Origin of the sequence: Rhizobium sp. CG4 (assembly GCF_023701965.1) — a bacterium.
Taxonomy (GTDB): Bacteria; Pseudomonadota; Alphaproteobacteria; order Rhizobiales; family Rhizobiaceae; genus Agrobacterium.
Genome location: NZ_JABAEG010000009.1, coordinates 197904 through 218493 on the forward strand (window position 1 = coordinate 197904; position 20590 = coordinate 218493).

A 20590-nucleotide genomic window follows, 5' to 3' on the forward strand; every position below is an offset into this window, starting at 1 on the left:
GGAATAGATACATATGGCACCCGTCAGTATTCAAAACGTCCAGAAACACTATGGCGCCGTCAAGGTCATTCACGGCATCAGCGTTGACATCACGGATGGAGACTTTGTTGTCCTCGTTGGCCCATCGGGCTGCGGAAAATCCACGCTGCTGCGCATGATTGCCGGACTTGAAGAATTGAGCGACGGCGAAATCCACATCGGTTCTCGTGAGGTTTCGCATCTGCCGGCGCGCGATCGTGATATCGCCATGGTGTTCCAGAACTACGCGCTCTATCCGCACATGACTGTGGCCGAAAATATGGGCTTCGCACTGAAGCTCAAAAAAGCAAGCCCGGCGGAAATCAAGGAAAAGGTCAACCGGGCAGCGACCATTCTTGGCCTCGACGCATTGCTGGAAAGATACCCGCGCCAACTGTCTGGCGGCCAGCGCCAACGCGTCGCGATGGGACGTGCCATTGTGCGCGATCCCAAGGTGTTCCTGTTCGATGAACCGCTTTCCAACCTTGATGCGAAATTACGCGTGCAGATGCGCGGTGAAATCAAGGCGATGCATCAGCGTATTGGTACGACAACCATTTACGTGACGCATGACCAGGTTGAAGCCATGACTATGGCCGACAAGATCGTGGTTCTGCATGACGGGTACATAGAACAGGTTGGCGCGCCGCTAGAACTCTATGACCGCCCGGCCAATATCTTTGTGGCAGGCTTCATCGGTTCACCATCGATGAATTTCATCGATGGTCGTATCGAGGAAGGTATTTTCCGGACGAAAAACGGATTGACCTTGCCACTGCCAAAGGACGTGGCTGCCTCGGCTCATGGCCGCGAACTGGTTTACGGCATTCGTCCCGAACACATTAGGGCTGCTGCTGGCAACATTGAAGGCACGGTCACACTGGTTGAAGGCACTGGCTCTGAAATCTATGCCAAGCTGAATTGCAAGGGTGATGAAATTGCCTGCCTGTTCCGCGAACGTCTCAATGTTCAATTTGGCAGCACGGTCGGCATTGCCGTAGATACGGATCATATTCACCTGTTCGACAAAGAAACTGGCAAGCGTATTTGAGCAACGTGACAAAGCGTATTCTGTGTGTCGGGGCATCCGTCCTCGACACGATCTTCCGAGTTCACGACCTGCCAAAGGGCGAAGGCAAATTATTGCCTTACGACATGCTGGAGATTGCCGAGGGCATGGCAGCCAGTGCTGCTTATGCCATCGTGCGATTGGGCGGCCATGCCAGCCTCTGGGGTTCGGTTGGCAATGACGAAACCGGTGTCCGGATTTTGCGTGATCTCGGTGACGACGGTATCGACATGTCCGGCATGACGATTGCGGAGGGTGCCCGTTCAGCACTATCGACCATTCTGGTCGATGATCTTGGTGAACGACTGATCGTACCATTTTACGACCATCACTTGCATGATACGGCAAAGGCTTTTGATGATGCCGAGATCGCCGGATTTGATGCCGTGCTGGTGGATGTTCGCTGGCCGAAGCTGGCGCTTGCGGTGTTGCAGGCCGCAAGGCGCGTTGGCATTCCTGCCATTCTGGATGGAGACGTTGCTCCGGTCGAGGTCTTGGAGCGACTGGCACCGGCGGCCAGCCACATCGTGTTTTCAGAGCCTGCCGCGACAAGTCTGACTGGTCTGGATGATGTCACCGATATGTTGCTGGCCTTGCGGAAAAAGTTGCCGGATACACTTTTATGCATTACGGTCGGCTCAAAAGGCTGTTTCTGGCTGGAAAACGCCTCAGGCACAGTGCAGCATCAGGCGACCTTAACTATCAAGGCGGTTGATACCCTGGCTGCTGGCGATGCTTTCCACGGTGCCTTTGCATTGGCCATCGCCGAAGGTTTGCCACTGCGCGACACGATGCGACTTGCCTCTGTCACCGCCGCGCTGAAATGCGAAGTCTTTGGTGGCCGTCGTGGCATGCCGACCAGAGCGCAAGCGCAAGATGCGCTGGAACGTCTGTAAGGTCGCTTTCCAGTTATTTGGCTAGAATGTCAAAATGGCTTCAAAGCCATCTTTTTTTCCTGATGCGGGTGAGGATAGGGTGAGTTTAGCGTTCATCTTCTCGACGAGATTGCTAACGATAGCCAGACCAAGACCAGAACCAGAGGCCTTGGTTGGCCCACGGGTGAAGCGCGCTGTCAACCCGACGAGATCTTCTGGGCTGATCAGTTCGCATTCGTTGGCAACACGCAGGCGATTGCCGTTTTCGACAGAAATTTCCACCATGCTGTCTTGCGGGCTGTGCACCAGAGCATTTTCCAGCAGGTTGCGAATGACAATGCCGAAGGCATCCGGATTGATGTGGCGTTCAAGTTGTGCATCTTTGCCAAGGTGAAGATTGATCCGACCGTCACCAATTGACATTCTCTCGAGGTCACCAACGACGATTTTTATCACTGGGGCGAGGTCTGTCAGCGTATCGGAAATACCGATGCCGGCATCGGCGCGCGACATCTGGAGAAGCTTTTCTGCCAGACGACCAAGGTGTGACAACGACTGTTCAATCTGGTCGATGCGTGGTGAAAACTCCGTGGGCACTTCCGCTTTCAGACGCTGCGCCTGCGCAAGCGCGCCCGCAATCGGCGTGCGCAATTCATGGGCACTGTTGGAGGTAAATTCCCTTTCCGCTTCGAGAGATAACCGCAGACGTTCAAGCAACAGGTTTACTGAACGGGCAATCGGATGTAACTCGGCCGGCAGGGGACTTGCATCAACAGGCACCATGTTGCCGCTGTCTTTGCGTCCGATATCGTCCCGCAGTTCCTGGATCGGGTACAAGGTGCGACGAACCACGAAGATAACCGCAGCGATGCTGGCAGGGATCAGAATGATAAGCGGCAGGAACAATGCGACGCTTGCTTCAACAATAGCTTCGCGGCGATTGGCAAAAGCATCTGCCACCTGCAGGAAAATCGCACCGTCAGGGGATACGGCGGTATAGATGCGCTGTGTAGATGTGTCTGCAAAACCAGCAACGAGCGGCACATCAAAGGGCTCGGTGGAACTGTCATGCGAATGAACAAGAACATGTCCAAGCCGGTCACGCGCCTGATAGGTCAAATACTCCTTGCCAGCGGCTCGCTGCGTGAAGTCGAGTTGCGCGGATGAGACACCGCCTTCCTGAATATCGTTCACGACAAGCGGCAACAAGCGCTCAGCCGTTTCTTCAACGGCGCTGTCAAATATCTCTGCAAACTCGTCCTGCATCACCATGATGCCAAGGCTGGAGGCAAGCAGCCATGCCACGGCAACCACAGCGGTCACGGCGTAAACGAGCTTGCGTGTCATGCTCATTTTGGCGTTCATTGTTGCCTCAACGGATTGTGTAGCCAATGCCGCGCACAGTCTCGATGCGGCCATGCCCGATTTTCTTGCGCAGACGGCTGATGTAGACTTCAACCGTATTGCTCTCAATTTCCGCGCCGAATTCGTACAAGGTTTCGCTGAGCTGTGTCTTGGACACAAGCGCGCCGGGTCGCTCGATCAATTTGTCTAGAACGGCCCATTCGCGTGCGCTCAGTGACACGGGCTTGCCGTGAACATCAATGCTGCGCACCGCCTGATTGATCTCGATATCCGGCAGGGTAACAACTGAGACCGACCTGCCTTCGTAACGACGTGAGACTGCCAGCATACGCGCCGTCAACTCGCCGAGATTGAAAGGTTTGACGAGGTAATCATCCGCACCGGCATTCAAGCCTTCAATTCGGTCCGATACCTGATCATGGGCAGTCAGAATGATGACGGGTGTTGAATCATGGGCGGAGCGCAGGGTCTTGAGCAATGTAAGCCCTTCACCATCGGGAAGGCGCAAATCCAGGAGCACCAGCCCATAATTGACTGTCTGCGTTGCAGCGATTGAATCTGCCAGGTTCTTGAACCAATCCACAGCATGGCCTGCGGCTGCTACGTGATCACGCAACGCCTCTCCAAGCACATAATCGTCTTCAACCAGAAGGACCCGCAAGACAACCCCATAAAGCGATTTGTCATTGCGTATTCTGTAAGAGGTCAAGGCGTCAAGCCATGACCTGTCGTTCGCGGCCGGAACAAGCGCACTCGTCATAAAAACAAGTGGGTGACGACAGCATATAAAAACAGCACTGCATTGGCCGTCAGCAGGCAAAAAACTGCAAAAGAACCAAGGTCTTTAGCATGGCGGCCCGTCGTCGATATCTCCGGGGAAATACGGTCGATGATCTCTTCGACTGCCGTATTCAGTGCCTCAGCTGAGACAAGCGCCAGAAACAGGATGATGGCTGCGCACAGGATCGTCAGGCTGACGCCAAGCGCGAGATAAGCGGTCATCAAAAGCCCGAAGGCAAACACTTCATGGCGGAATGCGGTTTCCTTCCACGCCCGTTTGGCACCCGCTGCGGAATACCGTGTGGCGGCCAGCAAATGCGTGATGCCAGTCAGTTTTGTATAGTCTGGCATTACACTCATGAGACCTGGTTGCTCCGGCAACGGTTAAAGATATCCAGTTTCGGATCGTAGACCGAGGTCTGAACATTCATCATGCTCAGGATGCTGTGGAAAAAGTTGTCGTGGGAGTGAGCACCAGCTGTTGCTTCCTCTGCCATGCAGGCCCGGTCCAATCCCATGGATTTGGCAAAATCATTATCGAACCAGACGAGGAAGGGCACGTGGGTCTGTTGGTCAGGCGCCAGAAGATACGGCGTGCCGTGCAGGTAAAGCCCGTTTTCACCCAAGGACTCACCATGGTCCGATGCGTAGATCATGCCGGTTGCCAGTTTGTCAGAGTGGACTTTCAGCTTGTCGATGATCGTTGCCAGAAAATGGTCGGTGTAGAGAAGGGAGTTGTCATAGGAATTTACGATCTGCGCGTCGGTGCAATTGGCAAGTTCTGCGGTTTCGCAGTCAGGCCTGAACTTCTTGAATTCCGGCGGATAACGCAGGTAGTAAGTCGGGCCATGGCTGCCCATCTGGTGCAGAACAACAACGCTGTCCTTGGTGATGGAGTCGAGCCACTTGTCGAGCCGCTCCATGAAGATCTCGTCCTTGCATTCGCCACCGGTGCAGAAACGAGGGTCATTTGTTGCTGCAAGATCGGTGAAATCGATACGATCGGCCACAGCCTTGCTGCCGGTATTATTGTCCCACCATGTGGCGCTGATGCCTGCATGGGACAGAACATCCATCACGTTCTCATTGGCAAGACCCTTGGCGTGGGTATATTCCGCACGTGTGAATTTCGAGAACATACAAGGGATCGATGTTGCGGTTGCCGTACCGCAGCTGGATGTGTTCGGGAAGTAAACAATATCGCGCTTGGCAAGTTCGGGATTGGTGTCGCGGGCATAACCATTCAGCGAGAAGTTTGCTGCTCTGGCGGTTTCACCGGCAACGATGACGGTCACTCGAGGCTTTCTGACACCACCGGCCGATGCCATGACCTTGGCATCGAGGCCGATTGGCTCTGCGATGATTTTTGCTTCATGCCCGGCCTGCGTCAGGTAATGCACGGTGCTTGAAATCGGTGTGAGCGGATTGATGCTTTTCACAATGTCCCGGTGCTGGCGTATGGCGGTCGTGAATGTTTTCGAGTTTGCAAAACCGATGAAACCAACAATTGCCACGCAGCCCAGGACTGTCACGGTGTTGCGCATCAGTTTCTGCGGAAATGACCGGTGCCGGACGCGCACGAGGGCAAGAAAAAGTATTGGCAATCCGGCAAACATTGCCATGTAGGACCCGAAACCCCATGTCAGCAGATTGCCGGCTTCCGCAGGTGTCGTTTCAAACACGTTGCGCACCATGTCGCTGTCCACGATGACGCTGAAGCGATCAATGAACCAGGACGCTGATGCGGCAATAACGATCAGCGATGCCAGAAACGGCTTGATCAGATATTTGACCGAAAAGATCGTGATCATTGCGATGAACAATGCGCTCATCGCGACGTAAAGTGCAGTAATCGCTACCGGGTAGGGCGAAAGATAGATGTGTATCTTGCTCCAGAACGTTCTGTTGAGGAAAAACAGCAGATAAAGTGCGCCCAGCGCGCTTAATGTTCCGCTGCCAATAACAGGACGAAACATTTCGATCCTGTCGGTTTTCACTGTGAGAAACGCCAATTTGCCACCCGTATTTTCGTTTTGATCATAAACCGGGCAATACTCTCCTTCAGATTTTGAAGGTCGTGGGGATGTGCATTTGCAACCGGCTCTGATGGCTAGATGTCCGGCTTTTCTGACACGAACCTGAATGGCAGTCGTTGAGTGTGTCAGTTGCGTCGAAAATCGCGTAACTTACAGAAATCAATTCCGCTTTTGGTTGTGATGTTGTAGTTCGATATCTGGCTAACAGATCTGCTGCCTTCGGGTGTGGCTTCTTGACAAAGCCCGGATGTTTGTGAAGGTTGCAACTATGAGTGAACTGGCTGATTGGTTATCTGATGCAAGTCCGATCAGTCGGAAGAACGCCGCTGAATCGGTGTTCGAAGATATTCGTTCTGCAATAACGTCTGGACGTCTGTCGGTTGGTGCACGATTACCATCCGAAAGCAGCCTTGCGGTTCGTTACGGGGTTAGCAGGCCGATTGTGCGTGAAGCTTTGCGTTCGCTGCAAACGCTGGGACTAACGCAAACACGTACGGGCAGCGGCACCTTCATTCTCACATCTACACCCAGCACCGAACTGAGTTACGGCAGTTATTCCGCACGAGATCTGATTGAGGCACGCCCCTTTATCGAGGTTCCTGCTGCTGGATGGGCGGCACTGCGCCGGTCTGATGAACAGGCTACGGCTTTGCTGCATCTGTGCGATGCTATGGATCGGCAAACAGATCCCCATAAATGGGTGCTGCTGGACTCTGAATTTCATACGTTGATTGCGGAATCGTCAGGGAATGCGGTTTTTGCTAAGATTGTGACCGATGCGCGGGGCGCTATTTCCCAGCAGTCAGAATTGCTGAACATGATGGCCCATCGCCGGGAAGCGTCCAACATTGAACACCGCCGGATTGCTCAAACAATCCAGGCGGGCAATGAGCAGGACGCAATCAAGGCGATGGAGGCGCATCTTGGTCAGGTCAAGCAGGTTGTGACCAGCATTATGGCTGCGGATCGCTCCCGGCAGTCATAAGATCCTGCAAGTTGGCAAGCCGCTCCGGCTTGAGTGCTTCCAGCAACTGTTCAGCGGTCAGGTAACCGCGGTCGAGTACGATTTCAGGGACGTTGCGTCCTGTGCTGAGCGCCTCGCGCGCAATTTGTGTTGCCGCATAATAGCCGATCAGCGGGTTGAGTGCTGTCGCAAGTCCGATGGACTCTTCCAGACGTAAGGCCATGATCGCTGGATTGGCGACGATGCCCTCAACGCACCGTTCTGCCAGTGTCAGGCAGGCGGCACTCAGGTGACTGATGCTGTCGGAGAGCGACCGCACAATGACAGGCTCAAATGCGTTCAGCTGCAATTGTCCGCCTTCCGCCGCCATCGTAATTGTGATGTCGTTGCCGATGACCGTAAACGCCACCTGATTGACGACTTCCGGAATGACCGGATTGACCTTGCCCGGCATGATGCTTGATCCTGCCTGAACAGCGGGCAGGGTGATTTCTCCGATGCCGGCGCGCGGACCGGAAGACAATAGTCTGAGATCGTTGCAGGTCTTGGACAGTTTGACGGCGATCCGCTTGAGAACGCCGGACAGGTGGACAAAAGCGCCAGGATCCTGCGTCGCCTCGATCAGATCGGCGGCGGTAACGAGCGGGCGTCCGGTCAGTTGGGAAAGATGTTCGCAGGCGCGGGCAGCATAACCAGCGGGCGCATTGAGGCCAGTGCCGATAGCCGTGGCGCCAAGATTGATTTCATGCAGGAGTGCGGCCGATTCAATCAATCTAGCTCTGTCTTCACCAAGCATCACTGCAAAAGTACGGAATTCCTGTCCGAGTGTCATCGGGACGGCATCCTGCAACTGCGTGCGGCCGACCTTCAAAATGCTATGGAATTCAACGGATTTTTTCTCAAATGCCTTCTGCAGCACGCCCATAGAATGAGAAAGGGCATCAATTGCTTCGATTAGGCCGACATTGATTGCCGTTGGATAGGCGTCATTGGTCGACTGACTGAGATTGACGTGATCATTCGGGTGAAGGCGCCCGTAGTCACCCTTTTCATGATTCAGCAGTTCAAGGGCGCGGTTGGCAATCACCTCATTGGCATTCATATTGGTTGAAGTGCCGGCGCCGCCCTGTATTGCATCAACGACAAACTGGTCGTGCAACGCGCCATCACGAATTTCACGGCAGGCTTTGACAATCGCTTCCAGTCGTTCCTGATCCAGCAGACCAAGCTCGTGATTGGCCAGTGCCGCGGCCTCCTTTACGTAGGCAAGGCCACGAATGAGGTAAGGGTAATGACCGATCGATGTTCCGGTTATCTGGAAATTTTCAACGGCGCGTGCCGTGTGTACACCCCAATAAACATCTGTCGGAATTTCTTTTGGACCGAGCAAATCGTGCTCCGTACGCGTCGTGACCACACTGTCCTCCTATGGATCGTGACATAATCTGTATAGCTGTAAGACAGATTATGATTTGTGTATTCCGGTCCGTTGCAAAGGTCAACTGAACAGAATCCGGCTTGACGGCGGGGCCATGCTGCGAATATGAGAAAATTATCTGTCATACAGCATTACAGCATGCCAATTGAAATACGGTCCAGCGCAGCCTCCCACGGACGGCAAGGCGACACCGCATTCGCACTCGAAAGTGTAAATCACGATCCATTGCATACAGGGCTCAGAGGGAGGAGCTATGTCAGTCGAAAATCTTCAGAAAACATCCGATGACCGAGCGGTCTTTGCCGAGGAAGACCTCGGATACCATAAGGCGCTGAAACCGCGTCAAATCCAGATGATCGCAATCGGTGGCGCCATCGGCACCGGGCTCTTCCTTGGCGCCGGTGGGCGGCTGGCTATGGCCGGACCGGCGCTGGTATTCGTCTACGCGCTTTGCGGTTTCTTCGCATTTCTAGTGCTGCGCGCACTGGGTGAGCTTATCATGTACCGGCCAAGCTCCGGTTCCTTCGTGTCTTACGCACGCGAGTTCTACGGCGAAAAAATGGCCTTTGCCGTTGGCTGGATGTATTGGCTGAACTGGGCCATGACATCGGTGGCGGACGTTACGGCCGTTGCGCTCTACATGAACTTTTTCAAGCAATATGTTCCGTGGCTTGCCGGCATCGACCAGTGGGTCTTCGCGCTAAGTGCCTTGATCATCGTTCTTGCCATGAATCTTCTTTCAGTAAAGGTGTTTGGTGAGCTGGAATTCTGGTTCAGCCTTATCAAGGTCCTAGCGCTGGCGACATTTCTGGTGGTTGGCGTCTACTTCGTCATCTTTGGGACGCCGATTGAAGGCCACACTGTCGGTTTCAGTTTGATAACGCAGAATGGCGGCTTCTTCCCCAACGGAATATTGCCGGCCTTTGTGATTATTCAAGGTGTTGTCTTTGCCTATGCATCGATCGAACTCATTGGCACGACTGCTGGTGAAACTGAAGATCCACGCAAGGTCATGCCACGCGCAATCCGCACTGTGGTTATCCGCCTTCTGGTGTTTTATGTCGGTTCAGTTTTGTTGCTTTCGCTGCTGTTACCGTACAGCGCCTATAAGGCGGGTGAGAGCCCATTCGTGACATTCTTCGGTGCTATTGGCATTGAAGGCGCTGATGTCATCATGAACCTCGTGGTTCTGACGGCGGTGCTGTCTTCGCTGAATGCAGGCCTTTATTCCACCGGTCGTATTTTGCACTCCATGGCAATTTCCGGTTCCGCACCGGCTGCACTTGCCAAGATGAACAAGGCAGGCGTGCCCTATGGCGGCATTGCCGTGACGGCTGTCGTGACTGTGATCGGCGTCATTCTGAATGCGATTGTTCCGGCAGCTGCATTTGAAATCGCGCTCAATCTTTCGGCTCTCGGCATTATCTGCGCATGGGGTGTTATCATTCTTTGCCAGCTGAAGCTGTGGCAGCTTTCTCGTTGTGGCCAGTTGGCGCGCCCTGACTTCCGCATGTTTGGCGCGCCATACACAGGCATTCTCACGCTTATCTTCCTGTTCAGCGTGCTTGTCCTCATGGCCTTTGACTACCCGGCCGGCACATGGACAATTGCTTCCATCTTGATAATCGCTCCGGCGCTTGTCATAGGGTGGTATCTGCTTCGTGACCGAATCCAGCAAATCGCTAGCGAGCACAATCAATCTGACGTTCCAAGCAAGCGGGGCCTGCTGTGAAGTCGCAAAACATTCTTCCGCTGGTGGCGGTAATCGCCACTGGTGGTACGATTGCAAGCAAAAAAAGTGAGGACGGATCGAGCAAGCCGTCCCTCACGGGCGAAAACCTGTTGTCTGTTCTGCCGGATATGCAGGCAAGGCTAAAGCCGGTCGAGCTGATGGCGAAGGATTCGTCCAGCCTGACGCTCGCCGACATGCAAGACATCAGTGATGAAGTCGGCAGGCAGCTGCGTGACCCTGACATCGCTGGTGTTGTCATTCTCCATGGTACGGACGCCATGGAGGAGACTGCTCTTCTGGTGCATCTTCAGCACAAACTGAACAAGCCAGTTATCTTAACCGGTGCGCAGTTTACCGCAGACCATCCTGAGACCGATGGTCCGGCCAATCTGGCAGCGGCGATTGCTCTGGCTGTTGACCCTGCCAATGCAAAGCATGGTGTTCTCCTGGGTTTTGGCGGCAGTGTGTTGTCAGCATGGGGGTTATACAAATACTCGGCTGACGAAGCTGATGCCTTCCGACTTGCGCGGCCTGATATCTGTCCATCGCTGGACACCTTTGAAAAACCCGTCAGCAATATCCGTGTTGATATCGCTGCGATTTACCCGGGCTGTCATGCTACCCATCTTGATGCCAGTCTCATTGCTGGTGTTGACGGCATCGTGCTGGCCGCGCTGGGCTCCGGTAACGCCAACCCGGAAGTGGTACAGGCCGTCAAACGTTGCAGCGACACAGGCATTCCGGTTGTTGTTTCCAGCCGTGTTCCGACTGGTCTGCTGGTGCCAGGGTATGGCGGCGGAGGTGGCGGTTATGACATGGGGGCAGCGGGGGCCGTGCATTCCAAAACACTACGGCCCGGTCAAGCAAGAGTTCTGCTTGCCGTTCTGGTTGCCAATGGTGTGACCACAGAGGTGATCGCCAATTATTTCGGCGATCTGTAAAGCCCTGCAATAGCGTCCCGCACTGCCAGAAAATGCGGCCTTTGGCCGCTTTTTCTTTTTCATCAATTGAATAGCGCGATCCGCTAAACCATTTTCGTCAGGCAGCCTCCGCTGCATCAATACGTGCCATGCCGCCAACCACATCGGCAAAGTCACGCCGCACGGCAGTGGCACCGCCCCGCCATTGATCGAGTGCTTCTGGCTCAAAAACCTGTCCGCCCAAGGATGAGGCTACCTTCATTGACGCTGTTTCATCTTCAACGATCAGCTGGTTGAAGTAGTCGGCGCCAGCAGCGGTCTCCTCCGACAAAACGGTCTTTTCCTCATCCGACAGTCCGCTCCAAAATATGTTGGAGAAATACACGACACCGGATGCGCGTATATGTCCGGTCTGTGTCATGCAGGGCACGACCTCGTAAAGTTTGAAACCGGCATAGGCAGATTTCGTCAGATCCATAGCGTCAGCCACGCCAGATGCCAGTGCATTGTAGGTTTCGGTGATAGGGATGCCGACCGGCACCGCGCCAAAAGAGCTCCAGAGTTTTGTATGCAGCGGGCTTTGAATAACCCTGATTTTCTGGCCTGCTATATCCTGCGGTGTGCGGGCCGGCTCTTTTGTCAGAAGATGGCGTGCGCCATAGTCGATAAACCCGCCAACGACAAATTGCTGCAGCAGCAGTTCATCCTTCAGGCTTTGGCCGATATCGCTGTTGACGACACGTCTGAGATGTTCCGCATCGCGCAACAGGAAGGGCAGGTCGAGAAGCTGCAACTGCGGTACCCAGCCCGACAGGGCTGAGACTGTGGAGAGGCTGGCCTGCACGGAACCGAGCCGCATGCTTTCAGCGACTTCCTTTTCGCCGCCCAATGCGCCATTTGCAACAATGTTGAAACGGAAGCGGCCCGGCAGGCGCGTTTCCACGTGTTTTGCGATCTGGTGCCAGATCTTGGTTTCCGGTTTGTCCTCTCCCAGCAGTGATGCAACGGTTATTGTCTGGGTACGGGCGAAGGCCGGCCTCATCAGGACGGGTAGAGGCAGCGTGGCTGTTGCGATGCCGAGGCTTTTCAAAAACATGCGGCGAGAAAATCTATGCACGGAAACTATCCTTTCAGCGGAAAACAAGCGCGTAGGCGCAAAGAATGGTGAGGGAGAGCAGAAGCGCAGTCAGATAGGGGAGAACGGCGCGAAACAGAGAGGACGCAGGCACGTTCGTTACGCCGCTTACGACAAAAATCAACATGCCGATGGGTGGCGTCAGTCCGTGGATCATCAGGTTCACAACCAGAATGACGCCGAAATGAATGGGATCAATGCCAGCCGCGACCGCCGCAGGCAGGAGGATGGGACCAAACAGCAGAATGGCTGCGCCAATGTCCAGCACCAGACCGGCTGCAAGCAGCACGAGATTGGCCAGGAGCAGCACGGCAAAGGCACTGCCGCCAAGCATGACTACAAAGTCCATGACGTGGCCGGCCACGCCATCGGTTGCGAGCAGGAATGCAAATGGTGCGGCTGTCCCGATCAGTAGCCCAATGGCCGCCGCCTCGGTGGCGGCTTGGCGAAACACACCATAGAGCGTTTTAGCGCCTGTTCTGGCAAAATATGCGAGTGCAAATGTATAGGCCGCAGCGAGAGCGGAGGCTTCCGTTGTGGTGACAATGCCAAAGCGAATGCCAGCGACCACAATAACACCGAGGCCAAAGGCCGGAATGGCTGCAAATGCTGCCTGCCAACGTTCTTTTGCCGGGGCAGGGAGGCGCTTGTTTTTTTCGCGTACGGTCAAATGAATGGCGATTGCCAGACAGCATGCCATGACGCCGCCCGCAAAAAAGCCTCCGACCAGCAATGAACCTATCGAGAGGTTTGTTGCGGCGGCAAGGATGAGAAACGCAATGGATGGCGGGATGACGTTATCCAGCACGGAGGTTGCGGCGATAATGGCGCCTGCCTGTGCAGGTGGATATCCGTGCCGCACCAGCTCCGGCTGGAAGGTCGATGCTCCAAACGCCGCGTTGGCGACCGAAGAACCTGACGCGCCCGAGAAAAGCACGCTGGTCAACAATACGGTTTGTGCCAGACCGGCTTGTTTGTGACCCACCAGTGTCTGGGCAACATGCACCAGCCTTTGTGCAGCCCCAGATGCGCCAAGCAAGCCGCCGGTCAGCAAGAAAAATGGAATGGCCAACAGCAGAAATTTTGACATGCCGGTGACGGTTGTCGAAACAATAGCCTGTTCCGGCAGGGAGCTGCCAAATGAAATGGCCAGATAGGCGGCAACCAGAAATGCATGGGCAAGCGGTGCCGCCAGCAATAAACCTGCCCCTGCGATCAGTGCCAGATAGAGACTGGCCGGAAATGATGTTTCGATAAGAACCAGCGGAACAGCGGTATAGAACATAGTTGCTAAAATTAGTGCAGCAAGGCCTGTCCGCCATTGCCCGGCTGCCAGCCAGCGAAGCAACATCATGATCAACAACAATGCGCCGCCGATGCCTATAAAACCGAAACGAATCCATTCCGGTAGACCAAGTGTGGGTGAGTAGCCGCCAAGCATCGTGCTTATGTTGACAGCGCCAAAGGTCAGGACAAACGCTGCCATGACACTGATGCTGTCAGCCGCTATGCGTGTCAGTGCACGCCCTCTTTCGGGCAACACGCGGACCAGTACATCAAAACGCATTGCCAATGCCCCGGTGACACTGAGCGGGGCAGCAAGCGCAATGAGGGCGATATGCAGCCAGATGCCAAAATCTTCGACGCCGACAATACCGGTATGGAAAAAATAGCGCATGCCGGCAGTGGCAAGAACAGTGACCAGCATGATGGCAAGGACGACAACAGCAAGTGCGCCGAGCATTGCTTCGATGGCGTCGCTGAGACGCTGTGCAACATGCCTGATGTTATCGTCTCGCCAGACCATATTTACCACCAGCCGTGGAAATGGTGTACGGGTCCACGACCGTGCCCAATTGAAAGGCCGACACCCGCTTGCAGTGCCTTGTGCAGATAGTCCTTCGACTGCTCCACCGCATCGGTCAGTGAATATCCTTTGGCGAGATGCGCGGTGATTGCGGCGGCCAGCGTGCATCCGGTGCCGTGATCATTGTTGGTGTCGATGCGCGGTGCGGACAAGACTTGGATTTCGTTTCCATCGAACAGAAGATCGGTGCTGTCAGGGCCGTCACCGTGTCCACCCTTGATCAGCACGGCGCGTGCCCCTGCTTTCAGGATGACGTCTGCCTGGCGCGCCATCTCACTCTGGTTTGCAGCGATGGGCAGATCCGTCAACAGCGCTGCTTCTGGCAGATTGGGCGTGACGACGGCTGCAAGCGGGACAAGTTCTTGCTTCAGTGTCTCGATCGCTTCCTGTTGTAAAAGCCGGTCGCCGGAGGTTGCAACCATCACCGGATCGAGAACCACGCTGCGTTTGTAGTGGCGCAGTCGCTCTGCAATGGCCAAAATTGTCTCCGACCGGGACACCATGCCGATCTTGACTGCATCGACATCGAGGTCGGAAAAAATGGCATCCATCTGCGCGACGATTAAGGGTACGGAAATGTCTTCAACAGCCGTCACGCCCCTGGTGTTCTGCGCGGTGATTGCGGTCAGTACACTGGCGGCATAAGTACCAAGCGCTGAAAATGTCTTGATATCAGCCTGAATGCCGGCCCCGCCGCCGCTATCGGAACCTGCAATGGTCAAAGCAATGGCGGTCATGGGCGTTTCTCCGAGAGTGCCGCATCCACCGCGTCACGGAAGCTGCGTGTCGCCTCAGCAATGTCATTGGCTCTGAAAATCGCGGAGATAACCGCGATGCCATCGGCACCGGCCGCGACGACCTCTGGTGTTCTTGCCAAATCGATGCCAGCAATGGCGCCGACCGGTAGTTCGGGTCGCTGCTGACGCAGTGCTGTCCGCAACGCACTGAAACCATCAATGCCGACTGGAAGGTCAGGATTGATTTTCGATACTGTTTCGAACACGCCGCCAATGCAGACATAGTCGACAGGCGCCGCTGCGGCGCGTGCCGCGTCCTTGGCATTTTTGACGGTAAGTCCGATAATCGCCTTGCTACTCAAAAGGCTCCGTGCTGTCTCCGCATCCATGTCGTCCGCACCCAGATGCACCCCATCTGCACCAGCCGCCAGCGCGACATCAACGCGGTCGTTGATGACAAGCGGGACGCCGCTTGTTTTGAGCGCGGCTATAATTTCCTTGGCCCTTTCGATCATCGAACGGGTGGATGCCGTCTTGTCGCGGTATTGAATCAGTGTTGCGCCGTTTTCGGCCGCGATACGGGCGAGTTCCGGCAGCGGGGCGATATCGATCAGGGAGCCATCGACCAACGCGTTCAGGCGATAATCAACCTTCGTCATGTTCTATCCTTGCATGGGAAATGATGTCCTGACGGCCAATGGCCGACAGCATGTCGAGAAATGCCGGCTCGAATGTGCCGGGACCGTTGGCGTAGACCGCGGCCTGCTCTGCAGAAATTCCCGTCACACACAGGGCCGCACTGGCCGCCAGCAGCGCGTCTGGCTCTACCGCTAGGAACGCGGCGATTATGCCGCCGGAAAGGCAGCCTGTTCCGGTCACTTTCGCCATCCATGGATGACCGTTGGAAATACGGACCGATCGATTTGCGAGAGACAAATGGTCTTGCGGACCGGTTTGAATTCGCAAGCTGTTGCCTGTGTCGTCAAACAGCGCCATTTCAGCCGCATTGCCACGGATGATGGTCGGCGAATGTTGCAGAAGGTCCCTTGCAAACGCCAGTCGCGACGGAGAGTAGTCGCAGTGGACGGGGTCAACGATCCAAGGTTTGCCATGCGCATTGGCCACCTGCACAGCAAGCAGGATAACCTTGCGACGCTCCGCATCCAGCGTGCCGAGATTAATGGTCAACGCATCGGCTTTGAGAACAAAACTTTCGATTTCCTCCATCGACGATGTCATCGAAGGAATGGCATCGACCGCCGTAATGCCATCGGCAGTGAATTTCTGCACGACGGTGTTCATCAGGCAATGGACGCGAGGGCGGCTTTGCCGCACCCGCTCGAGCACATCGGCTGCCTTTTCAGCTGATATTGTATGGGCCGTGCTCATTGCAATTCCACCGCAAGGTCTTCAACGGCAGGCGCCTGTTTCACCAGTTCCATGTCCTGCATGAACTGGCCGAAACGTTCGTAACGAGCGCGATCCAGTGCCGAGGGGCGTTTGGCAAAACGCGGCAGGGTGTCGATGAATGCCTGGTGGTTCAGGTCGTCATTGAGGCTGGGGTAGGCTTTGATGAACAGTTCCCAAGCTTCCTGCGGGTGGTTTGTGAGGAAGATCGAGGCTTGTTCGACGGCATCAAGGAAACGCGGCAAGCGACTGTCCGAGACCAGATCCTTATTGGTGATGAAGATCAGTTCGTCATAAGCGGGAACACCATGCTCCTCAGGGAAAAAGGAATAACCTTCGTGACCTGCGAGCTTCATCTGGGTCAGTTCAAAATTGCGGAAGCCGCCAAGTGTCGCATCGACCTTGCCGCTGATCAGCGAAGGTGACAGCGAGAAGTTGACGTTGATAAGCTCAACATCGTCACGGCTGACACCTTCCTTCTCAAGCATGCGCTTCAGCATGGCATCTTCGAAACCGGATACAGAAAAACCGATCTTTTTGCCCTTAAGGTCCTTCAGGCTTTTGATCGGCCCATCAGCCAGAACCGTCACGGTGTTAAGCGGTGTCTCGACAAGTGTTCCAAACCGCAGGATCGGCAAACCGGCAGCGTTGTCGAGATAGAGGTTTGGTTGATAATGCACGCCAATGTCGGCCTGTTTGACGGCGACCAGACGCGGAACGGAAGATGGATCGGCTGGTGGTACCAGCTCGACTTCCAATCCTTCAGCTTTGAAGATGCCGCGTTCAGCGGCGATGACCATCGGCGCGTGATCGGGATTGACGAACCACTCCAGCATCACCGTCAGCTTGTCGGCGGCATGTGTCACGGATGCGGGAAGGATCGTCGCAAGTGCGATGGAAAGAGAAAGGGCAAGTTTCTTCATCAGGCGTGTTTCCTTGAGGAATTAAGAAATGGCAGGGAATGTTCAGTCTCGACCGCCCATGGGGTGAGCCCAGTGGTGAGGCGGTCGATTAAAAGGCGAGAAAGCACGGTCAGAACCGCAAGAATGGCCATGGCTGCAAAAACTGTATCGGTTTGCATACGGGCATTGGCCTGCACCATGACAAAACCAAGCCCTGAGGACGCGCCGACCCATTCGCCGATGACGGCACCAAGGGGTGCGAGCGGCGCTGCGACCCGCAGGCCCGAAATCAGTCCCGGCAGGGCAAGGGGCACCCGTAACCGCAGCAGGATTTGCCAGTGTGTTGCCTGCGTGAGCGCTGCGGCATCCAGGATCGCTCTTTCCGTGCGTTGTAGGCCGTCATTGAAGGCAGAGGCGACAGGAAAGAAGATGATCAGCGTCGTCATCGCTACCTTCGAGGCCATGCCGAAACCGAGCCACAGCACGAGGATGGGAGCAAGGACAAACACGGGAAATGCCTGCAGGATCAGCAGGGTTGGCCAGACCAGCTTTCCAAGTCTCGGAAATGCGGCTGTTGCGAAAGCTGTCCCAACGCCAAACCCTGTGCCCAATACAAGGCCAACCACCATTTCAGTCAGGGTGATCAGGCTGTTTTCGAGCAAGTAGATAGGCTGCCGTGACAACGCCGAAACGACGTCATAGGGCGAGGGCAGAATGTAATGCGCAGGGGCAAACAGCCACGTGCCAACCTGCCAGCCAACGACCAGCAACAGCACGCCGCAAACGGCGGATGAGACACGCATTTCGGTTTATACGAAACGATAAACCAAATGAGGGGGATGGCCGCGAACGGCACCTATAGCAATCTTGAATGTCATCTACGATCTCCAGACTTGTGACAATCACGGAGATCCAGGCAAGCGGAGAAGAGAAAAGGGGGCTTTATGCCGCTGTTTCCGTTCCTACGCCGGTACGACCCGGATCAGGTTCAAGGGTCCGGCTCACCGCCATCTCAGCATCGTAGGATGCCCCCCTCGGAATAGGTGCAAATTGTCGCGTTTTTGCCCTGCTGTCAATGAGATTGCTACTTGTACATGAAAACTGTCGAACATACTGTTTTTAAGGCGTTTTTTTATAACGCTTGGACTGGTTGTAACCGAAAGTTATACAAGTTTTTAATAAATTTCTTTCTATAATGATGTTGAACGACACCTTCCGGGGCTGCATGACGCTTGTTGTTTGAGCTTTTAGTCGAAGCATAGTTTTCCCACAAAAATCGATGTCGGAATGCCGCAGCCTGCGGCACAGTATTCCGCTTGTCCTTTCGTTCTAGGAAGTCCAACATGTTGAAAAACCTCAGCATCAAGTGGAAGATACTTTCCACCTTGTTCATGCTCGGCTTGGTTTCGTTTGGTGGTTTTACATTCATTACCGCCAAGTTCAGTGATGCAAACACCAGCTACCTTGGCTTTATCGACAAGGAAGCAACCTCCGCCATGATGAGCGCCCGTGCCGCTTCCGGTATCTGGACATCGGTTGTCTGGGCAGAGCGTATGCTGCAAATGGATGCTCAGCATCCTGGCCTGCCGGAGATGCGCGAACGCTTCGCCTCCAACTTCAAGCTTGCCAAGGATCGACTGGCCGCCGTGCCGGCGTCGGTTCCGAGCCGCAAGGACGACATCGAGAAGTTGCTGGCTTCGACCAACGAACTGCAAACCATGTATGAAAAAATGCTGCAGCTGCATTTCGGCGGCAATGGCGCAGAACTACCAGCCATGCAGTCAAAGCTGGAAACACTGTTGAAACAGGTTTCGGATCAGGCCGGTGCCAACAACACCGCACTGTCGCAGCTTTTGGACAATGGCAGCAAGTCGCTTTCCGCATCGATCGGCTCGACGATTACACAGAGCTTCATCTTTATGTGTGTTGGCTTGGTGGCGGCCGTTTGTTTTGCGATTTACGTCGCTCACGCCGGTATCACTGCACCGATGGTTCGTTTGCGCGAACGCATGCAGACACTGGCCAGTGGCGATGTGAAGTCTGAAATTGACGGCCTCGACCGCAAGGACGAAATTGGCAACATGGCGGCCGCAGTGGCCGTGTTCCGCGACAACGCCATTGAACGTGGTCGCCTGTCCCGTCAAGCTGATGAAGATCGCGTCAGCACCGAGAATGAGCGCGCTGAACGCGAGCAGCAGAAGGTCCTGGAAGCCGCAGAAATTCAGAAAGCCGTCGATACGCTGGGTGCCGCGCTTGGCAAACTGGCTGATGGCGATCTGGCTGCGCGTATTGCACATCCATTTAACGGCCAACTGGACACACTGCGTCAGAACTTCAACCATTCGGCAGAAAAGCTTGATCTGGCGATGCAGAGCGTTGGTACAAATGCCCGCGCCATCGATGCTGGTGCTAATGAAATCCGCTCCTCGGCTGACGACCTTTCCCGCCGCACAGAGCAGCAGGCTGCTTCTGTTGAAGAGACAGCCGCCGCTCTGGAAGAAATCACCACGACGGTCAAAGATTCCGCCAAGCGCGCAGAAGAGGCACGCCACCTGGTTTCCCGTACCCGTCAGGAAGCAGAAAAGTCTGGTGAAGTGGTGCGTGAAGCCGTCACCGCAATGGAGCAGATCGAAAAATCCTCCAGCGAAATCGGTAACATCATCGGTGTTATCGATGACATTGCCTTCCAAACCAACCTGCTTGCTCTGAACGCGGGTGTCGAAGCGGCCCGCGCTGGTGAAGCTGGTAAGGGTTTTGCTGTCGTGGCGCAGGAAGTTCGTGAACTTGCCCAGCGTTCTGCAAATGCCGCAAAGGAAATCAAGTCGCTGATCACTGCCTCGACATCGCATGTCGAAACCGGGGTTCACCTTGTCGACCAGACAGGCAAGGCGCTGGACGCTATCGTTGCTCAGGTTCAGGAAATCAACCAGCATGTTCACGCGATTGCTGAGGCAACCCGCGAACAGTCGGTTGGTCTTCAGGAAATCAACACCGCCGTCAACACCATGGATCAGGGCACGCAACAGAACGCTGCCATGGTCGAAGAAACAACGGCGGCAAGCCATGGTCTTGCAACGGAAGCCACGTCCCTTAACTCGCTGCTCGGCCAGTTCAGACTGACAGGCACCGGCGGTATGGCTGGTTTCGCAAGGCCTGCTGCTCCTCGCGCCGCCGCTTCGGCTTCGCGACCTGCTGCACCGGCACCGGTGGCAGCATCGACAAAGTCCAGGCCGATTGCGTCTCCAGCACGTGCACTGGGCAATAGGTTGGCGAGCGCCTTCGGTGGCGGTTCATCTGCCGCTGCGACTACAGCCAAGGAAGCGGACTGGACAGAATTCTGAGCCT

18 protein-coding genes and 1 riboswitch are annotated in these 20590 nt (G+C 55.1%); of the genes, 6 read left to right on the forward strand and 12 right to left on the reverse strand.

All coding sequences use genetic code 11. The features are described 5' to 3' along the window. Positions 1–13 precede the first annotated feature (13 nt). Both HGO37_RS22245 and HGO37_RS22250 read left to right on the forward strand, forming a co-directional pair. On the forward strand, positions 14–1069 hold the full coding sequence (locus HGO37_RS22245) for an ABC transporter ATP-binding protein (protein ID WP_250985266.1): 1056 nt from the start codon (positions 14–16) through the stop codon (positions 1067–1069). Next, positions 1066–1983: a sugar kinase gene (locus tag HGO37_RS22250; RefSeq protein ID WP_250985267.1), complete on the forward strand. Its 918-nt coding sequence runs from the start codon at positions 1066–1068 to the stop codon at positions 1981–1983. The genes HGO37_RS22245 and HGO37_RS22250 overlap by 4 nt, the downstream gene beginning before the upstream one ends. Before the next feature lie 21 nt (positions 1984–2004). Here HGO37_RS22250 and HGO37_RS22255 read toward each other — a convergent pair whose 3' ends face one another. The 4 genes from HGO37_RS22255 to HGO37_RS22270 all read right to left on the reverse strand — a co-directional run bounded on the left by HGO37_RS22255 (position 2005) and on the right by HGO37_RS22270 (position 6083). Next, the gene (locus HGO37_RS22255; protein WP_250985268.1) at positions 2005–3315 is read right to left on the reverse strand and encodes a sensor histidine kinase; all 1311 of its coding nucleotides are present in this window, start codon (positions 3313–3315) and stop codon (positions 2005–2007) included. A 19-nt stretch (positions 3316–3334) separates the two neighbouring features. Next, entirely contained in the window at positions 3335–3988 is a 654-nt protein-coding gene (locus tag HGO37_RS22260) for a response regulator (RefSeq protein ID WP_192489437.1), read from the reverse strand. A 95-nt stretch (positions 3989–4083) separates the two neighbouring features. After that, positions 4084–4467: a diacylglycerol kinase gene (locus HGO37_RS22265; protein ID WP_250985269.1), complete on the reverse strand. Its 384-nt coding sequence runs from the start codon at positions 4465–4467 to the stop codon at positions 4084–4086. Next, a complete protein-coding gene (locus HGO37_RS22270; RefSeq protein ID WP_250985270.1) occupies positions 4464–6083 on the reverse strand; it encodes a phosphoethanolamine transferase in 1620 nt (539 codons plus the stop codon). The genes HGO37_RS22265 and HGO37_RS22270 overlap by 4 nt, the downstream gene beginning before the upstream one ends. Before the next feature lie 328 nt (positions 6084–6411). On the opposite strand from HGO37_RS22270, the gene HGO37_RS22275 reads away from it, so the two are divergent. Further along, positions 6412–7128: a FadR/GntR family transcriptional regulator gene (locus HGO37_RS22275; protein WP_250985271.1), complete on the forward strand. Its 717-nt coding sequence runs from the start codon at positions 6412–6414 to the stop codon at positions 7126–7128. Here the strand turns inward: HGO37_RS22275 and HGO37_RS22280 are convergent. Continuing rightward, positions 7097–8524: an aspartate ammonia-lyase gene (locus HGO37_RS22280; RefSeq protein WP_250985272.1), complete on the reverse strand. Its 1428-nt coding sequence runs from the start codon at positions 8522–8524 to the stop codon at positions 7097–7099. The genes HGO37_RS22275 and HGO37_RS22280 overlap by 32 nt on opposite strands. Before the next feature lie 274 nt (positions 8525–8798). Between HGO37_RS22280 and HGO37_RS22285 the strand changes: the two genes are divergently transcribed. Next, positions 8799–10277: an amino acid permease gene (locus HGO37_RS22285; RefSeq protein ID WP_250985273.1), complete on the forward strand. Its 1479-nt coding sequence runs from the start codon at positions 8799–8801 to the stop codon at positions 10275–10277. Beyond that, the gene (locus tag HGO37_RS22290) at positions 10274–11218 is read left to right on the forward strand and encodes an asparaginase (RefSeq protein ID WP_250985274.1); all 945 of its coding nucleotides are present in this window, start codon (positions 10274–10276) and stop codon (positions 11216–11218) included. Before HGO37_RS22285 ends, HGO37_RS22290 begins: the two co-directional genes overlap by 4 nt. A 97-nt stretch (positions 11219–11315) precedes the next feature. On the opposite strand, the gene HGO37_RS22295 is transcribed toward HGO37_RS22290, so the two are convergent. Genes HGO37_RS22295 through HGO37_RS22325 form a run of 7 tightly spaced genes read right to left on the reverse strand, consistent with a single transcriptional unit; the run spans position 11316 to position 18048 of the window. After that, the gene (locus HGO37_RS22295; protein ID WP_250985275.1) at positions 11316–12314 is read right to left on the reverse strand and encodes a TRAP transporter substrate-binding protein; all 999 of its coding nucleotides are present in this window, start codon (positions 12312–12314) and stop codon (positions 11316–11318) included. Positions 12315–12327: 13 nt separating this feature from the next. Further along, entirely contained in the window at positions 12328–14139 is a 1812-nt protein-coding gene (locus HGO37_RS22300; RefSeq protein ID WP_250985276.1) for a TRAP transporter large permease, read from the reverse strand. A gap of 2 nt (positions 14140–14141) precedes the next feature. After that, positions 14142–14936, reverse strand: coding sequence for a bifunctional hydroxymethylpyrimidine kinase/phosphomethylpyrimidine kinase (gene thiD / locus HGO37_RS22305; protein WP_250985277.1), 795 nt, complete (start codon positions 14934–14936; stop codon positions 14142–14144). Further along, positions 14933–15595 (reverse strand): thiamine phosphate synthase, encoded by a 663-nt coding sequence (thiE, locus tag HGO37_RS22310; RefSeq protein WP_250985278.1) that lies wholly within the window; start codon positions 15593–15595, stop codon positions 14933–14935. The genes thiD and thiE overlap by 4 nt, the downstream gene beginning before the upstream one ends. Continuing rightward, the gene (locus HGO37_RS22315; RefSeq protein ID WP_250985279.1) at positions 15582–16325 is read right to left on the reverse strand and encodes a hydroxyethylthiazole kinase; all 744 of its coding nucleotides are present in this window, start codon (positions 16323–16325) and stop codon (positions 15582–15584) included. The genes thiE and HGO37_RS22315 overlap by 14 nt, the downstream gene beginning before the upstream one ends. After that, positions 16322–17266, reverse strand: a complete 945-nt coding sequence (locus HGO37_RS22320) for an ABC transporter substrate-binding protein (protein WP_250985280.1) — start codon at positions 17264–17266, stop codon at positions 16322–16324. The genes HGO37_RS22315 and HGO37_RS22320 overlap by 4 nt, the downstream gene beginning before the upstream one ends. Further along, the gene (locus HGO37_RS22325; protein WP_250985281.1) at positions 17266–18048 is read right to left on the reverse strand and encodes an ABC transporter permease; all 783 of its coding nucleotides are present in this window, start codon (positions 18046–18048) and stop codon (positions 17266–17268) included. Before HGO37_RS22325 ends, HGO37_RS22320 begins: the two co-directional genes overlap by 1 nt. 139 nt (positions 18049–18187) lie before the next feature. Further along, positions 18188–18290, reverse strand: a riboswitch (TPP riboswitch). A gap of 298 nt (positions 18291–18588) precedes the next feature. Here HGO37_RS22325 and HGO37_RS22330 point away from each other — a divergent pair. After that, complete coding sequence (locus tag HGO37_RS22330; RefSeq protein ID WP_250985282.1) at positions 18589–20586, forward strand: methyl-accepting chemotaxis protein; 1998 nt, start codon at positions 18589–18591, stop codon at positions 20584–20586. Positions 20587–20590: the final 4 nt, after the last annotated feature.

Coding starts and splice junctions, on each gene's coding strand:
- HGO37_RS22245 (WP_250985266.1), top strand. CDS start 14: ATGGCACCCGTCAGTATTCAAAACGTCCAGAAACACTATGGCGCCGTC.
- HGO37_RS22255 (WP_250985268.1), bottom strand. CDS start 3,315: ATGAGCATGACACGCAAGCTCGTTTACGCCGTGACCGCTGTGGTTGCC.
- HGO37_RS22265 (WP_250985269.1), bottom strand. CDS start 4,467: ATGAGTGTAATGCCAGACTATACAAAACTGACTGGCATCACGCATTTG.
- HGO37_RS22270 (WP_250985270.1), bottom strand. CDS start 6,083: ATGTTTCGTCCTGTTATTGGCAGCGGAACATTAAGCGCGCTGGGCGCA.
- HGO37_RS22275 (WP_250985271.1), top strand. CDS start 6,412: ATGAGTGAACTGGCTGATTGGTTATCTGATGCAAGTCCGATCAGTCGG.
- HGO37_RS22285 (WP_250985273.1), top strand. CDS start 8,799: ATGTCAGTCGAAAATCTTCAGAAAACATCCGATGACCGAGCGGTCTTT.
- HGO37_RS22300 (WP_250985276.1), bottom strand. CDS start 14,139: ATGGTCTGGCGAGACGATAACATCAGGCATGTTGCACAGCGTCTCAGC.
- thiD (WP_250985277.1), bottom strand. CDS start 14,936: ATGACCGCCATTGCTTTGACCATTGCAGGTTCCGATAGCGGCGGCGGG.
- thiE (WP_250985278.1), bottom strand. CDS start 15,595: ATGACGAAGGTTGATTATCGCCTGAACGCGTTGGTCGATGGCTCCCTG.
- HGO37_RS22315 (WP_250985279.1), bottom strand. CDS start 16,325: ATGAGCACGGCCCATACAATATCAGCTGAAAAGGCAGCCGATGTGCTC.
- HGO37_RS22320 (WP_250985280.1), bottom strand. CDS start 17,266: ATGAAGAAACTTGCCCTTTCTCTTTCCATCGCACTTGCGACGATCCTT.
- HGO37_RS22325 (WP_250985281.1), bottom strand. CDS start 18,048: ATGCGTGTCTCATCCGCCGTTTGCGGCGTGCTGTTGCTGGTCGTTGGC.
- HGO37_RS22330 (WP_250985282.1), top strand. CDS start 18,589: ATGTTGAAAAACCTCAGCATCAAGTGGAAGATACTTTCCACCTTGTTC.